General features: G+C 64.6%; 15 protein-coding genes and 1 tRNA gene. 5 read left to right on the top strand and 11 right to left on the bottom strand.

What is annotated here, in order from left to right:
• Positions 1-42 precede the first annotated feature (42 nt).
• Positions 43-906, top strand: coding sequence for a RecB family exonuclease (locus tag CCONF_RS06090; protein ID WP_290221768.1), 864 nt, complete (start codon positions 43-45; stop codon positions 904-906).
• A gap of 144 nt (positions 907-1050) precedes the next feature.
• On the opposite strand, the gene CCONF_RS06095 is transcribed toward CCONF_RS06090, so the two are convergent.
• The 9 genes from CCONF_RS06095 to CCONF_RS06135 form a co-directional block, all read right to left on the bottom strand.
• On the bottom strand, positions 1051-2715 hold the full coding sequence (locus CCONF_RS06095; RefSeq protein WP_290221769.1) for a formate--tetrahydrofolate ligase: 1665 nt from the start codon (positions 2713-2715) through the stop codon (positions 1051-1053).
• A gap of 141 nt (positions 2716-2856) precedes the next feature.
• On the bottom strand, positions 2857-4164 hold the full coding sequence (locus CCONF_RS06100) for an anaerobic C4-dicarboxylate transporter (protein WP_290221771.1): 1308 nt from the start codon (positions 4162-4164) through the stop codon (positions 2857-2859).
• Positions 4165-4395: 231 nt separating this feature from the next.
• Positions 4396-5961, bottom strand: coding sequence for an aspartate ammonia-lyase (gene aspA / locus CCONF_RS06105; protein WP_290221774.1), 1566 nt, complete (start codon positions 5959-5961; stop codon positions 4396-4398).
• Between the two features lie 111 nt (positions 5962-6072).
• Positions 6073-6918, bottom strand: coding sequence for an ATP phosphoribosyltransferase (gene hisG, locus CCONF_RS06110; protein ID WP_290221775.1), 846 nt, complete (start codon positions 6916-6918; stop codon positions 6073-6075).
• Between the two features lie 81 nt (positions 6919-6999).
• A complete protein-coding gene (locus CCONF_RS06115) occupies positions 7000-7263 on the bottom strand; it encodes a phosphoribosyl-ATP diphosphatase (RefSeq protein ID WP_290221777.1) in 264 nt (87 codons plus the stop codon).
• Positions 7264-7313: 50 nt separating this feature from the next.
• Positions 7314-8075, bottom strand: coding sequence for an HAD family hydrolase (locus CCONF_RS06120; RefSeq protein WP_435384061.1), 762 nt, complete (start codon positions 8073-8075; stop codon positions 7314-7316).
• 100 nt (positions 8076-8175) lie between these two features.
• Positions 8176-8556, bottom strand: a complete 381-nt coding sequence (locus CCONF_RS06125) for a hypothetical protein (RefSeq protein ID WP_290221779.1) — start codon at positions 8554-8556, stop codon at positions 8176-8178.
• Between the two features lie 24 nt (positions 8557-8580).
• Entirely contained in the window at positions 8581-9819 is a 1239-nt protein-coding gene (gene mshC / locus CCONF_RS06130; protein WP_290221781.1) for a cysteine--1-D-myo-inosityl 2-amino-2-deoxy-alpha-D-glucopyranoside ligase, read from the bottom strand.
• Between the two features lie 93 nt (positions 9820-9912).
• Entirely contained in the window at positions 9913-10737 is an 825-nt protein-coding gene (locus CCONF_RS06135; protein WP_290226298.1) for an undecaprenyl-diphosphate phosphatase, read from the bottom strand.
• Positions 10738-10983: 246 nt separating this feature from the next.
• On the opposite strand from CCONF_RS06135, the gene CCONF_RS06140 reads away from it, so the two are divergent.
• Positions 10984-12015, top strand: coding sequence for a hypothetical protein (locus CCONF_RS06140; protein WP_290221784.1), 1032 nt, complete (start codon positions 10984-10986; stop codon positions 12013-12015).
• Between the two features lie 12 nt (positions 12016-12027).
• Positions 12028-13137 carry a quinone-dependent dihydroorotate dehydrogenase gene (locus CCONF_RS06145; protein WP_290221785.1) on the top strand — a complete coding sequence of 370 codons (1110 nt, stop codon included), beginning with the start codon at positions 12028-12030 and terminating at the stop codon, positions 13135-13137.
• 143 nt (positions 13138-13280) lie between these two features.
• Here the strand turns inward: CCONF_RS06145 and CCONF_RS06150 are convergent, their stop codons facing one another.
• Both CCONF_RS06150 and CCONF_RS06155 read right to left on the bottom strand, forming a co-directional pair.
• On the bottom strand, positions 13281-13670 hold the full coding sequence (locus CCONF_RS06150) for a hypothetical protein (protein WP_290221787.1): 390 nt from the start codon (positions 13668-13670) through the stop codon (positions 13281-13283).
• Positions 13671-13684: 14 nt separating this feature from the next.
• Positions 13685-14221, bottom strand: a complete 537-nt coding sequence (locus CCONF_RS06155) for a YbhB/YbcL family Raf kinase inhibitor-like protein (RefSeq protein ID WP_290221789.1) — start codon at positions 14219-14221, stop codon at positions 13685-13687.
• A gap of 304 nt (positions 14222-14525) precedes the next feature.
• Here CCONF_RS06155 and CCONF_RS06160 point away from each other — a divergent pair.
• Both CCONF_RS06160 and CCONF_RS06165 read left to right on the top strand, forming a co-directional pair.
• Positions 14526-14611: transfer RNA gene (locus CCONF_RS06160), tRNA-Leu, on the top strand.
• A gap of 146 nt (positions 14612-14757) precedes the next feature.
• Positions 14758-15507: a TVP38/TMEM64 family protein gene (locus CCONF_RS06165; protein WP_290221791.1), complete on the top strand. Its 750-nt coding sequence runs from the start codon at positions 14758-14760 to the stop codon at positions 15505-15507.
• Positions 15508-15532: the final 25 nt, after the last annotated feature.

Below are 15532 nucleotides of genomic sequence, written 5' to 3' on the forward strand. Positions count from 1 at the left end.
TCTACCTTGCCACGTCGGCGCGCGCGATAAGGTAAAAACACCATGACTGAATCTTCCCAGCCCGCTAACCCGGCCCAGCCGCGCAAGCCGCGGCCCCTGGCGCTATCGCCCTCCCGCGCCTCTGACTACCAGCAGTGCCCTCTCCTCTACCGTTTCCGCGCGATCGACCGCCTCCCAGAGCCCAAAACCTTGGCGCAGGTCAAGGGCACCCTGGTCCACTCCGTCTTGGAGGAGATGCACGAGCTTCCGCGCCAAGAGCGCACCTATCCGGCCGCGGTGAAAATGATCAAGCCGGCCTGGGAGAAAATGCGCGCCGGGGACGCCGAGCTGGACGAGCTGGTGCCCAAAGATCAGACCCTCGATTTCTTCGTCCAAGCCCGCGCGCTGGTCAAGGGCTATTTCGAGATGGAAAACCCGCAGGGCTTCGACTGCCAAGAAGTCGAGATGTACGTCAACACGGTCCTACCCAACGGCGTGCCCGTGCGCGGGTTCATCGACCGCGTCGACGTCGCCCCGACCGGTGAGGTCCGCGTGGTCGACTACAAGACCGGCAAGAAGCCGGCGTCCAGGTTCAGCCACTCGGCGCAGTTCCAGATGCGCTTCTACGCACTGGTCTACTGGCGCCTGCTGGGCACCATCCCCACCCAGCTGCGCCTGATGTACCTCAAGGTCATTGACTCGATGTTCTTGAACCCCAGCCGCGAGGAACTCGAGTACTTCGAGCGCGATCTCGGCGAGTTATGGGCGCGCATCGAGGGCGACGGCAAGGCCGGCACCTTCCACCCGAAGACCTCGAAGCTGTGCGGCTGGTGTTCCTTCCAGGACCTGTGCCCCGCCTTCGGCGGGACTCCCCCGGCCTACCCGGGCTGGCCCGGCTCCGCGGCCGATGCCGCCCCCACCAGCTAGCCGGGCTGCCGCCGCGTCCGCTATTCTGCCCCGGCTCTGCCCGCGACACTACCGACGGAAAGACCTGTACACACGTAAAACCCCACGGCCCAAAACACGAATGTTCGGGCCGTGGGGCTTCGCGATCCTGGAGCTATGTAAAGCCTAGAACAGACCGGAGATGAGGCCGTCGGCGTCGACGTCGATGTTGTTGGCCGCCGGCTTCTTCGGCAGGCCCGGCATGGTCATCACGTTGCCGGTCAGCGCGACCACGAAGCCCGCGCCCGTACGCGGCAGCAGCTCGCGCACGTGCAGCGTGTGTCCTTCCGGGGCGCCAAGGGCCTGGGCATCGTCCGAGAAGGAGTACTGGGTCTTAGAGATGACCACCGGGAGCGTGTCCCAGCCGTTGTCCTTCAGGTACTTCAGGTCCTTCAACGCCTTGGAGCCGTACTCGACCTTGTCCGCACGGTAGATCTCCGTGGCGATCTTCTCGATGGAGGCCTCGATACCCTCCGCCGGGTCGTACAACGGCGCGGAGTTGCCGCCCAGGTTGTCTAGGACGATCTGGCCCAGCTCGAGGGCGCCGTCGCCGCCCTTGGTGAAGACCTCGACCTCGGCCAGCTGCACGCCGACCTTCTCGGCCCAGTCGCGCATGAAGTCCCGCTCGGCCTGGGTATCCGACGGGAAAAGGTTGAGCGCGACCACCGGGGTGACGCCGAACTTGCCCACGTTTTCGACGTGGCGCTGCAGGTTCACCAAGCCCTTTTCGAGGGCCTCAACATTTTCGTTGGCCAGCTTGTCCTTAGCCACGCCGCCGTTGTACTTCTGGGAACGGATGGTGGCCACCACCACGGCGGCGTCCACGTTCAGCTCGCCAAAGCGGGACTTGATGTCCACGAACTTCTCGCCGCCCAGGTCGGCGCCGAAGCCGGCCTCGCTGAGCACGACCTCGCCGTATTCCAGGGCGGTCTGCGTAGCCAGCAGGGTGTTGCAGCCGTGCGCGATGTTGGCGAACGGGCCGCCGTGCACGAACGCGGGGGTCCCGCCGAGGGTCTGGACCAGGTTCGGGTTGAGGGCATCGCGCATCAGGGCGGTCAGGGCACCCTCGGCCTCCAGGTCCCGGGCGGTGACCGGAGCCTGGTCGTAGGTGTAGCCCACGGTGATGTCGCCCAAGCGCTTCTTGAGATCCTCCAGGCTGGTGGCCAGGCCAAGGATCGCCATGATCTCGGAGGCAGCCGTGATGGTGAACCCGGTCTCCGCCGGCACGCCGTGGGCCGGACCGCCCAGGCCGGTGACGACGCCGCGCAGGGCGCGGTCGTTTACGTCTAGGCAGCGCTGCCAGGTCACCCGCCGCGGGTCGATATTCAGCTGGTTGCCCTGGTGGATGTGGTTGTCGATGATGGCGGCCAGCGTGTTGGTCGCCGCGGCGATGGCATGCAGGTCGCCGGTGAAGTGCAGGTTGATGTCCTCCATGGGGACGATCTGGGAGTAGCCGCCGCCTGCGGCGCCGCCCTTGATGCCCATGACCGGGCCCTGGGAGGGCTCGCGCAGAGCCACGATGGCCTTCTTGCCCAGCTTCGCGATGGCGTCGGTGAGGCCGATCAGGACGGTGGACTTGCCCTCCCCGGCCGGCGTCGGCGACACGCCGGTAACCAGTACGAGCTTGCCGTGCTCGCGGGAGTGGTCCAGCTTGGTGATATCCACCTTGGCCTTGGTGGTGCCGTACGGGATGAGGGCGTCGGCCGGCAGGCCGGCTTTCTCAGCGATATCGGCGATTGGCTGCAACTGGTGGGACTGAGCGATTTCAACATCGGATGGCTGAGTAGTCATGGTCCCCATCGTACCGAGGTGGCGCGCCCGTGTGGCCAGTTTCATCCATAGACCCAAAGTGATAGAAAAATCACCCCGGCGCCGCTGTTGTACTGCGGCGCCGAGGTGACGAGAAATCTGGGGATAGCTTCCCCGGTGGGGCTAGACCACCGCTACCCCGATGGCGTAGCAAAGCAGGATGGACAGCACGATGCTGACCACGCCGGGGACCAAGAACGGGTGGTTGAACACTGCCTTGCCGATTCGGGTCGACCCGGTGTCGTCCATCTCCACCGCTGCCAGCAGCGTCGGGTAGGTCGGCAGGACGAACAGTGCGGAAACCGCCGGGAACGCGGCCAGAGCCGTCAGCGGGCTAACGCCCAGCGCCAGGGCGGCCGGCATGAGGGCCTTGGTGGTAGCGGCCTGGGAGTACAACAGTGCGGCAGCCAGGAAAAGCACGACGGCCAGCAGCCACGGGGTGGCCTGGATGACGTCGCCGGCCAGGGCCTGGATGTCCTCGATGTAGTGGTTGATGAGGGTGGTGCCCAGCCAGGCCACGCCCAGCACACAGACGCACGCCGACATGCCGGACTTGAAGACCTGCGTGCTCAGGACATCACCGGCCGGGATCTTGGTGGCCATGACGATGACCGTGGCGGCGGTCAGCATGACGGCCATGATCGCCTCATTACGCGGCAGGGTCGGTTCCGCAATCAGGCCGACCTGCTCCGAGGTTATGGTGGCCCAGAGCATCACGATGAAGATGGCGACCAGGAAGATGAGGACCGACAGCTTCGCGCCCGGTGCCGGGGTAAACGAGGACGCCCCGATGGGCTCCTTAACGCGGCCGGCGGCCTTACGCTCGAGGTAGACCGGATCGACGTCCAGCTCCTTGCCCATCTTGTTGGCCAACCAGGCCGCCGGGAAGATGGACAGGAAGGTCGCCGGGATGAGAACCGCCAGCACCTGAAGGTAGCCCACGCCGGCGGGCTCCAGGAGGGACGCCATCAGCACGACGGCTGCGGAAATCGGCGAGGCACAGATAGCCATCTGGGAGGCGACGACCGCAATCGATAACGGGCGCGACGGACGCACGCCGCCTTCCTTGGCGACCTCCACGATGACGGGCATGGTCGAAAACGCGGTGTGGCCGGTGCCTGCGAACACCGTCATCAGCCAGGTGACGACCGCGGCGAAATAGGTGATCTGGCGGGGGTTTTTGCGCAGCAGGCGCTCGGCCAGGTGGACGAGGTAGTCCATGCCGCCGGCGCGCTGCATGGCGGCGATGGCGGCGATGACGCACATGATGATGCCGATGACGTCGAAGGGAATGTCTTCTCGGGTGACCGGCACTCCGGTCAGGCCCAGGGCCAAAACGCCCAAGCCGCCGGCGAAACCAATGGCGATGGAGCCCAGCCGGGCGCCCAGGAAGATTGCCGCGAGAACAATCAAGATATGGATAACAACCATGGAGGTCTCCAAACGTCGTAAAAAATTATCACTACGTTACTATTCTGCCCCGCCGGGGTGATTCATACCAATTCAAATGCCCGGTTGTGTTGATTGCCACACCCGCTTCGGTGGATTGGAGTCCGTTAGGGCAAAAACCAACCCTCCGGCCGCGGGGCCGACTCCCCTATTCAGGGAGCCAGTCGCCGCAGCGGGAGGGCATGCCGAGCGTCGTGCTCTACGCGTTAAGAATTAGTTCTCATCCATGTAGAGCTTGCCACGGAACTCCGGGTGCATGAGGTTCTCCACGGACAGCACGCGGTCCAGGGTCTCCTCGTCCAGCAGGCCCTTCTCTAGGACCAGGTCGCGCACGCCCTTGCCGGTCTCCAGGGACTCCTTGGCGATGAGGTCGCCGTTGTGGTGCCCGATGAAGGGGTTCAGGTAGGTCACGATGCCGATAGAGCTCTCGACGTAGTGGCGGCAGACGTCCGCGTTAGCGGTAATGCCCTCCACGCACTTCTCACGCAGGGTATCCACGGCGTTGCCCATGATGCGGATTGACTGGAACAGGGCCTCACCAATGACCGGTTCCATGACGTTGAGCTGGAGCTGGCCGGCCTCGGCTGCCATGTTGACGGTGATGTCGTTGCCGAAGACCTTGAAGCAGACCTGGTTGACGACCTCCGGGATAACCGGGTTGACCTTACCCGGCATGATGGAGGAACCGGCCTGGCGGGCCGGCAGGTTGATCTCGTTCAGTCCAGCTCGCGGGCCGGAGGACAGCAGACGCAGATCGTTGGAGATCTTGGACAGCTTCATGGCGGCGCGCTTGATGGCCGAGTGCAGCAGCACGTAGGCGCCGCAGTCGGAGGTGGCCTCGATGAGGTCGCGGGCGGTCTTCATCTCCAGGCCGGTGACCTCGGACAGCGCCGCGGTGACCTGGTGGCGGTAGCCGGCCGGGGTGTTCACGCCGGTGCCGATGGCGGTAGCGCCCATGTTGATTTCCAGCAGGCGGGCCTGGGCGTCGCGCAGGACGGACTGCTCTTCCTGCAAGTTGTGGGCAAAGGCCTTGAACTCGTCCCCCAGGGTCATCGGGACCGCGTCCTGCAGCTGGGTGCGGCCCATCTTCAGGATGTCCTGGAATTCGTTAGCCTTAACACTGAAGGCGTTCTGCAGGGCGTCCATGCGCTCGATCAGCTGGTTGATGGAGGCGTACAGGCCCAGGCGGAAGCCGGTCGGGTAAGCGTCGTTGGTGGACTGGGACATGTTGACATCATCGTTCGGGTTGATGATGTCGTAAGCGCCCTTTTCCTCACCGAGGTACTCCAGCGCCAGGTTGGCGATGACCTCGTTGGTGTTCATGTTGACCGAGGTACCAGCGCCGCCCTGGAAAACGTCCAGCGGGAACTGGTCCATGCAGCGGCCCTCTTCCAGAATCTGGTCGCAGGCCCACATGATGGCCTCCGCCTTCTTCCTCGGCAGGGTGTGCAGACGGCGATTGGCCATGGCGGCGGCCTTCTTGACTTGGGCCATGCCACGGATGAACTCCGGAATGGAGTTGATGGTCACGTACGAGATCTGGAAGTTATCCATGGCGCGCATGGTGTGCACGCCGTAGTAGGCGGAGTTAGGAACTTCCATCTCACCGATGAGGTCCTGCTCGACGCGGGACTTCTTAGCCTTGGCAGCGGTCTGCTGCGACTGCTTGGTCTCCTTGGTGGACTTAGCAGAATCGGAGGCGTTAGCGGCTGCGGTGGTTTCCTTGCCTTGGACGTCCTCAGAAGGCTTCTTAGTATCCTTCTTGGCATTCTTGGCCATCTCGGCGACGCTCCTTTGCGTTACTTGGGGGTTGAATTTAAGTACTTCAAATACTTGACCCCATGGTAGCTAGCAAAGGAGTTTTAGAATCCTCGCGCCGAAGGTGTACCCCTAAATGCGGGCAATGCGGAGTTCGGAACCCAGAATCGCCTCCGCACCGAGGCCGGAAAGATCATCCATCAGCTGGTTAGCCTGCTTCTTAGGCACCAAAGCGCGCACCGCTACCCAGCCCTCGCGGGCCAGCGGGGAGACCGTCGGGCCGGTCAGGCCCGGGGTAATCTCCGAGGCAGCCGGCAGATTCTCCTCGGCGATGTTGTAGTCAATCATCAGGTAACGGCGGGCGTTCAAGATGCCGCGCAGGCGGCCCAGGAGGATTTCTTCCTCGCGGCCCACGGTCGCGCCCTGGCGCTTGATGACCACGGCCTCGGAGCTAATCAGCGGCTCGCCGAAGGGCTCCAGCCCCTGCTCCCGCAAGGTGCGGCCGGTGGAGACCACGTCGGCGATGACGTCGGCCACGCCCAGGTGAATGGAGACCTCCACTGCCCCATCCAGGCGGATGACCTCGGCGTCCAAGCCGCGCTCGGCCAGATCCTTGCGGACCAGGTTCGGGTAGGAGGTGGCAATGCGCTTGCCGCCCAGCTGGTCCACGCTCCAGCCCTCGCCCTTGACCCCGGCGTAGCGGAAGGTAGAACCACCAAACCCGAGATCGAGGATCTCCTGGACGTCAGCCTTGGCGTCGGCGGCCAGGTCCCGGCCGGTCACGCCGATATCCAGCACGCCCTTGGCGACGTAGATGGCGATGTCTTTGGGCCGGAGGAAGAAGAACTCCACCCCGTTGGGCTCGTCGACGACGTTGAGCGACTTGGAATTGCCGCGGGACCTGTACCCGGCTTCCGCGAAGATGGACATCGCGGCTTCGGACAGCGAGCCCTTGTTGGGCACTGCGATAGTGATCATGCGTGTGTCTTTCTTCCCTGCTGGTATGTACTCGGGTGGACTGGGCGCGGCGCGGGCGCTAGAGGATGCGCAGCGCCTGCGCTAGAGGTACTTGTAGACGTCCTTGGGCTCGAGGCCGCGGGCCAGCATCATCACTTGCGTCCAGTAGAGCAGCTGCGAGATTTCCTCCGAGAGCTCCTCGTCGGACTCGTATTCGGCCGCCAACCAGACCTCGCCGGCTTCCTCGATGACCTTCTTGCCGATGTGGTGCACACCATGGTCTAGGGCGGCAACGGTGCCGGACCCTTCCTCCCGCTCGGTGGCCTTGGTTTTTAGCTCTGCAAATAAATCATCGAAGGTCTTCACGCCATCTATTGTTCCATAGAAATTAGCGCCGCTGCGGTGAGCGCGCGCTACTACCCCCGATATGCGGTCATGCGCTGCCACCACGCGTAGACATCGGCAGCCCCAGCCGGGGCTAGGTGGCGGTTACTGTGCAGCTCGGCAATCTGGACCACGCCGTCGGGTACGGCCACGTGGTCGTCTTCCGGCAAACCAATGACCCGGCACCCCGACTCGACCGCCGCGGTCATGCCGGCCGTGGAGTCCTCAAAGACCAGGCAATCCCCCGGGTCGGCGCCGACGCTGCGTGCGGCCTGGAGGTACATATCCGGCGCCGGCTTTCCGGTGGGCACCTCGTCGCCGCAGATCGTGTCGAAGAAAAACTCCGGCCCGATGGCCTCAATGGCCCCGTCGGCGACGTAGCGCTCCGTGTTGGTGGTCACCAACATCGGCAAGCCGTCCGCATGAAGCTCCCGCAGCAGGTCACGGACGCCGGGAAAGACCTTCAGGTTGCCGGCGAAGAGTTCCCGGACCTTGGAAAACATCAGCTTCCGGTACTTCGGGTAATCCTCTTCGGTCAGCGTCACTCCCGCCTTCGCCGCGCAGATTTCCAGCGTGGTGGCGAAGGTGGAGCCGACCGTGGCCAGCCGCTCCGTCGGCGTCAGGCGGTTGCCAAGTGTCTCCGAAAGGTAGAACGTCGCTTCCGCCCACAACGGCTCGGAGTCAGTCAGCGTGCCATCCATGTCCCAGAAGATGGCCCGGGGACGAGCCATAGAGCCGGCATCGCTCGGGGCTGTTGCGGCCTGGTCTCGGTAGGACTCGCTAGGAAGCGGCATAGAAATTCGTGACTACTTTCTTCTTGGGTTGGCAAATTCGCGCCCCGGAGTGCCGGCGCGCTGCTGCGCCAGCTATGGCGCCGGGGCGTGGCGGCGAGGACTAGTCCAGCTCAGGGATCTGGGCCAGGGCCTCGTCGTCCGCGCCGGTCGCGGCGGAGGCCGAATAGATGAGCTCGGCGAGCTCTTCCTTTTCCTCCGGCTCCAGCACCGCGTAGTCATTAGCCTTGTTAAAGGCGACCAGCTCCACCTGCCGCTTAGCGATCAACGCGGAGAGAACGTCGCCTTTCGGATCATCCGGGACCGCGTCCAGGTCATCCAGCAGGCCTTCGATGATCTCCTGCAGGTCCGGTAGGACCGCAGGGTCGAAGGGCTGGTCCCAGAATTCTTTCTCGTCTTCCTTCAGGTAGTCACCCGTGGCGAAAGACTGGAGGTTGGCAATGAACTCGTCGACGGTGGGCTGGAAATCTGCGCGAATGCTCATGCGCTTAATTCTTACTCAATTCCGCTACGCTCGCACGCCGAGCAGGCTCCGCAGCGCGACCGTCACCAGCTGCTGGGCGGCCGGATCGTCCTCCCCGCGCTCGCCGGCGGCCCACTCGTCGAGTGCCTCCAACACGCGCGGAGTATCCAAGTCGTTGGCCAAGGCGGCGCGGATGTCCTGGACCAGCGCCTCGGCCCGCTCGAGTGAGCCGGCGTGCTCCAGGGCCTCGCGCCAGTGAGAAAGGCGCTGCTGGGCAGCGGCCAGGACCTCATCCGACCAGTCCCGGTCGCTGCGGTAGTGACCGGCGTAGATGCCGATGCGGATGGCCGAGGGCTCCACGCCCTGCTCCACCAGCTTGTGCACGAAGACGAGGTTGCCCAAGGACTTGGACATCTTGGTCCCGTCCAGCCCGATCATGCCGGTGTGGACGTAGAAATCGGCCATGCGGTCCACGCCCAGGCCGGCCTCCGCGTGGGCGGCGGAGAACTCGTGGTGCGGGAACTTTAGATCGCTGCCGCCGCCTTGGATCTCGAAAGTCTTACCCAGGCGGTTTGTCGCGATAGCCGAGCACTCGACGTGCCAGCCCGGGCGGCCGGGCCCGAACGGGGACTCCCAGGCCGGCTCGCCGTCGCGGTGCGTCCGCCAGAGCAGGGCATCCAGCGGGTTGCGCTTGCCGGCGCGGTCTGGGTCCCCGCCGCGCTCGGCGAAGAAATTCTCCATCTCTTCGCGGCTGTAGTTGGACTCGTAGCCGAACTGCTCCGTGGCCTCGATGGAGGCGTAAACGTCCGGGTACTCCGGATCATCGACCACGTAGGCGGCGCCGCGGTCGAGCAGCTTCTGGACCAGCTCAATAATTTCGTCGACCGCTTCCATGGCGCCGACGTAGTCCTGCGGTGGGATGACCTCCAGCAGCTCCATGTCGGAACGGAAGAGATCGATCTGGGAGGTGCCCAGTTCGCGCCAGTCGACGCCGTCGTGCTCGGCGCGTTCAAAGAGCGGATCGTCGACATCGGTGATGTTCTGCACGTAGTGCACGTCGTGGCCGTTGTCCATCAACATGCGGTTGACCAGGTCGAAGGTCACGTAGGTTGCCGCGTGCCCAAGGTGCGTGGAGTCGTACGGGGTAATGCCGCATACGTACACACCCGCCTGCGGGCCGTGGACCTTAACCTCGCGGACGGCGCGGTCCGCGGAATCAAAAAGCTGCAGGGGAACAGAAGCGCCCGGGACGGGCTGAATTTTGGGCTGGGGCCAAGTATGCATGCCCACCATCGTAACGCCGAGTCCCGCCGACGCGCATAACGCCCCAGCCGGGCCTGTACGACCCAGGGGCGACTGGGACGTTAGCCCTACTCCTTAAGGCTGCAGCACGCCGAAGGCCAGCAGGGCCATGACAAAGAGGCCGACCGGGATGCGGTAGGCGGCGAACCAAGAGAAGGAGTGGTTGGCCACGAACTTCAGCAGCCAGGCGATCGCGGCGTAGCCGACGACGAAAGCGATGCCCGTGCCGATCAGCAGCTGGGTGCCGGTGGCGGACTGCCCCACGGTCGGGCCGAAGGCATCGTCCAGCGAGAACAGGCCGGAGGCCAGCACCGCTGGGATGGCCAGCAGGAAGCTGAAGCGAGTGGCCACCTCGCGGTCAAGCCCCAAGAAGAGGCCGCCGGAGATGGTGCCGCCGGAGCGGGACACACCCGGGATGAGAGCCAGGCACTGGCACAGGCCCATGATGATGGCGTCCTTCATGGTCAGCTCGTCGAAGCCGCGGGTCTTTTTGCCCATCTTTTCGGCCAGGATGAACACGAAGGAAAATAGGACCAGCATGGCAGCGGTGATCCACAAGTTGCGCAGCGCGTCACGGATGAGGTCCTTGCCGAAGAACCCGATGATCCCGATCGGGATGGAACCGACGATGACCATCCAGCCCATCTTCCAGTCCTGGCCGCGCGACTCCTTGTCGACCCAGCCGCGGAACCAGCCGGACAGGATCTGCCAAATCAGCTTGGCGAAATAGACCACGACGGCCAGCTCGGTGCCGAGCTGGATGACCGCGGTGAAGGAGGCACCGGCGTCCTGGCCCCAGAAGAGCTCGGAGACAATCCGCAAATGCCCCGAGGAACTGACGGGGAGGAACTCGGTGAGGCCCTGGACTACCGACAAGACGATGACTTGCAACCAGGACATGTCTGATTGTTCTACGCCTGCTTGGGCGAGGTACTGCACGTTATTCACTCGGAACAGCATACTGACGCCCCCGCCTCCCACGCGAGAACCACCCCGGGCGAGTCTGACTTTCGAAGCAAGCTCACACCTTCCGGAAAGTTCCGATTAACTCGCTACGCCTCCCCACTGGCCCGTGGCGTTCCGCGCCGATCCCAGCGTCTGGTGGAACTGCTGGATTTGGAGGTCTTACTGCTAGGATGACTGTTTGTGACTTCTAAGACCGGTTTCGCAGTAATGACTGTCTCCGCAGTCTCCGCCCTGGCTCTCGCAGGGTGCCAACAAACCCCGCCGGAGGAGGAGGCGGACGACTCCGCCACGGTCGGCAACGCCACCCCGGCCGAATCCCCCGCCGCCGCAGAACCCGACGGCGAGGTCGCCCAGCTCTCCCGCGAGGTCGCTGAGGTATCCGACATGGCCGCTACCGGCGAGACGATCGCCGTGCGCAGCTCCGATCACCTGGCCATCGGCGACGCTGCCGCTTTCCAGGAAGGCTCCGCCGCGGTGGTGGAGATCCCGACCGATTGTGGCCAGATTTCGGCCGCTGACAACGAGTTCCTGCTCGGCTGCGGCACCGAGGTTCTCTCCTTCGACCCGGCCCGCCCCGAGCAGCCAGAGAAGATCGCAATCGACGAGGAGTTCCCCGTCACCGCCGCCGCGCGGACCTCCTCCGGGGAGCTTTTCGTGGCCTCCAATCAAGGCTCCGACGTCGCCATCTACAAGGACGGCGAGCGCAGCGACTCCTTCGCGGTTGAGGACGCGACCGACCAGCTGCTGTCGGTGCCCAACCAGGACGGCACGGACAACGTGGTACGCACTTTACGCGCGGATTCGACCATCCAGTCGCTGGATTGGGAGCAGTCCCGTGCGGGCGGCCGTCTGCGCGTCGGCGTCGGCCTGGGCCAGGCCTCAGTCGGTGAGAACGGCACCATCGTGGTTTCCGACACCTTGGGCAAGCGGATCGCTATCTATAACGCCGAGGACGTCATCCGCCTGCACCAGTACGGCAACACCGACGGGGTGCCGTGGGCCACGGCCTGGGACGAGTCCCGGCAGCTGGCGTGGACGACCACGACCGACAACAACCGGGCGCAGGCCTTCGAGATTTCCAAGGGCGTTCCCGAGGAGCGCACACAGGTCTCCACCGTGGCCAACGCCCAACACATGGTCGCACTCAGCGACGGGACCATCGCCATTGCTTCCGCCACCGGTGACGGACTGCAGATCATTAAAGACATTTAAGGAGTTTCCACCATGTCCACTATCTTCCGCACCGTCCGGGGCAAGGTTTACGATGCCGCGCTCAAGGCCATGTTCCAGATCGATGCCGAGCGCATCCACCACCTAATGAGCTCGGCCCTCCACGGCTTCCACGTCGCCTGGTCGGTCAATCGCGGGCTGAACAAGGTCCTGCCGGTCAAGGACCCGGTCCTGCGTCAGACCGTCTTCGGTGTGGACTTCCCGCGCCCGCTCGGACTGGCCGCCGGCTTCGACAAGAACGCCACCGCGGCGGATGCCTGGGGACCCATCGGTTTCGGCTACGCCGAGCTCGGCACCGTCACCGCGGCCGCCCAGCCGGGTAACCCGGCTCCCCGGCTCTACCGCCTGCCCAAGGACAAGGGTCTGCTCAACCGGATGGGCTTCAACAACCAGGGCGCGGAGGAAGTTGCCCGCAACCTGCGGGCCCGCCGCAGCGACGACGTCATCGCCATCAACATCGGCAAGACCAAGGTCACCCCGGTGGACCAGGCCGTCGACGACTACCGCCGTTCGGCCTCAGTGCTGGGATCGCTGGCCGATTTCCTGGTGGTCAACGTCTCCTCCCCGAATACCCCGGGCTTGCGCGATCTGCAGGCCGTGGAATCGCTGCGCCCCATCCTCACCGCCGTTGCCGAAGTCACCCCGACTCCGGTCTTGGTGAAGATCGCCCCGGATCTGTCCGACGAGGACGTCCTCGCCGTCGCCGACTTGGCCCGCGAAGTCGGCCTGGCCGGCATCGTCGCCACCAACACCACCATCTCCCGCGAGGGACTCAAGACCGCGGCCGCAGAGGTCGAGGCCATGGGGGCCGGCGGCGTGTCCGGCGCGCCGGTGGCTGCGCGCTCCCTGGAAGTCTTGCGCCTGCTTCATGAGCACTTGGGCGGCGAACTGCCCATCGTCTCGGTCGGCGGTATCTTCACCCCGCAGCAGGCCTGGGAGCGCATCACGGCGGGCGCCAGCCTCCTGCAGGGTTATACCCCCTTCATTTACGGCGGTCCGGACTGGATTCGCGACATCCACCTAGGGATTGCCGCGCAGATCCGCGCCCACGGCCTGGGCAACATCAGCGAAGCCGTCGGCTCCGGCCTGCCGTGGAAGAACTAATCACTCCCAACAAGGAGCGCGACATAAACAATAGCTAGGGCTGCACTCGCAGCCCTAGCTTTTTCTTTTCCGCGCTCTGCATTGCCAGGCAGTCTGCCGGCGCCGCCAACCGCCCGCCAGCCCGTGTTGGGAACTTCCCCCTCTTAGGAGCGAGGAGCCAAGCTGCGGCGCAGCACGAGCGCGCAGACCAACGCTAGGCCGGCGTAGATGAGCAGCCACCACTGGCCCATTACGGCAAGCTCGGCGCTGGGCAGGAAACGGCTGGCGATGATGGTAAGCACCGCCGCGCCCAGGGCCACCACCTGGGCGATGCTAGGGCGCTGATCCTTGCGGATGGTGGCGAAAGCGCCGATGATAAGCGCGGCTACCACCAGCGCCACGCGGGCTGGGGTCCACACGAAGGGGCTCATCCACCCTTCGGTGAGCACCGCGACGAAGGTCATGATGACGAGGACGAGTGCGACGGCTATGAAGGCTCCGCCCACTCGCAACTGCAGCGGGATCGTCACCCCGGGATTGTCGTTGTTGGCCATACGTTAAGCGAGGACTACTTCTGGTCGTACCAGCCCCACAGGATGGCGCGGCCAATCGCGTGGAAGTGCAGGTTAAAGCCGAGCACCGTCGGGGTGGCGTCCGGGTCGATGTCCAGCTTCTCCGTGTCCACGGCGTGGACGGCGTAGAGGTAGCGGTGCGGGGCGTGGCCGGCCGGCGGCTGCGGGCCGTGGTAGGTGCGCTTGCCGGAGTCGTTGCGCAGGGAAATAACGCCCTCGATGTCCAAGTCTTCGGCGGCACCGGCGTTGGTGGGCAGCTCGGCTACGTCGGCCGGGATGTTGAAAGCGGCCCAGTGCCAGAAACCGGCGGCCGTCGGGGCGTCCGGGTCAAAGCAGGTCACGGCCAGGGACTTGGTGCCCTCCGGCAGGTTGGACCACTCGAGCTGCGGCGAGACGCTCTCCGGGGCGCGGAAGCGCTCGGCAATCTCGTCGCCGTCGACCAGGTCGGAGGACGACAGCGCAAACGACGGGAGATCCCGCAGCGGGGCGTACGGGTCGGGGCCAGGGAACCGAGAATCGTTGTAAGAAGTCATACTCCCATTTGTACCGGAAAACACATTCCGTGTCTGTCAGTAACGCGCACCATATTCATCGCCCCCACCCCACCCCGGAGTTTGATGCAGTTCCCAAAGTGGAACTGCCCCGTCAGTTGCCCCGCACCGTGACCGCGGCAGGCACCTAACCTCCCCTCGCCCACCCGGCCAGGATAAGGAACATCCTAACAATGGCCCCATAATCCCGCGGGCGTTTGCCGCCTTGTACTGGCGATTTGTTTGGCCGCCGCCGGCAGGCTAGAGTTTTGGGAGTGCCGAAGCCGGTAACGGCTGAAAACACCCTGCCCGGGTGGCGGAATGGCAGACGCGCTAGCTTGAGGTGCTAGTGTCCTATTAACGGACGTGGGGGTTCAAGTCCCCCTCCGGGCACAATGACTCTCCCGCGTTCTTGTTCGAAGAACGCGGGATTTTTTCTTTTTCTGCCCAGAACGTGCGCGCACGGATGCGCACAGGAGTGGCGTAGAACTTGAATAAGGGTAAAGACAGAACAAGAGGCATAAAGCAAGGTGTCCGGCATGCACGATGAGAACTCCGCGTGGGGCTGGTTGCGCAGCTTCGGCAGCTTCTTGGTCCAGGTCGCGCGCGACGCTGTGCGCACGCTGTGTGGGCTCGGCTGGCGGCGTTGGCTGATCATCCTCGTGGCCGTAGCCGCGCTCGCGGTGGCGGCGCGCTATGTCGACGTCCCCGAGTTAGCCGACCTGCGGGCCGGCGCGCAACAATACGGCGACTTCTTCGTCGTGCTTTTCGCGCTGTCCTATATCGTCTTCACCCTCTTTCCCCTTCCCCGGACCATCTGGACCGTCGCGGCGGGAATCCTCTTCGGGCCGGTGTTGGGGCTCGGGCTGGCGCTGGTCTGTCTGACCGTCTCGGCCGCGCTCGCCTTCCTAAGCGTGCGCACCCTCTTCGGCGAGTGGATGCGCCCGAGACTATCCCACCCGGCGGTGGCCGGCCTGAACGCCCGCCTAGCCCGCCGCGGAGGGCTGGCCATCTGCAGCCTGCGCATGGTGGCGGGCGTCCCTTTCTCCTTGCTCAACTACACAGCCGCCCTGACGAGCATCCCGTTCTGGCAGTTCGTCACCGCGACCTTGGTCGGTTCCATCCCCACGACCGTCATCGGCGTCTTCTTCGGCGAGGCGCTCACGAGCGGGATCTCCCCTTGGATTCTCGCCGCCTTCCTCCTTGCCGCAGCCGTCGGGCTACTAGGCCTCTACGTTGAGTCCCGGCTACCCCAACCTCAACTAAGTCAAGCCCAGGGGGTAGACTAGAAGAAAAGGTCAAGGCTTTTGCCTT

Source organism: Corynebacterium confusum (genome assembly GCF_030408715.1).
In the GTDB taxonomy this organism is placed as follows: domain Bacteria; phylum Actinomycetota; class Actinomycetes; order Mycobacteriales; family Mycobacteriaceae; genus Corynebacterium; species Corynebacterium confusum.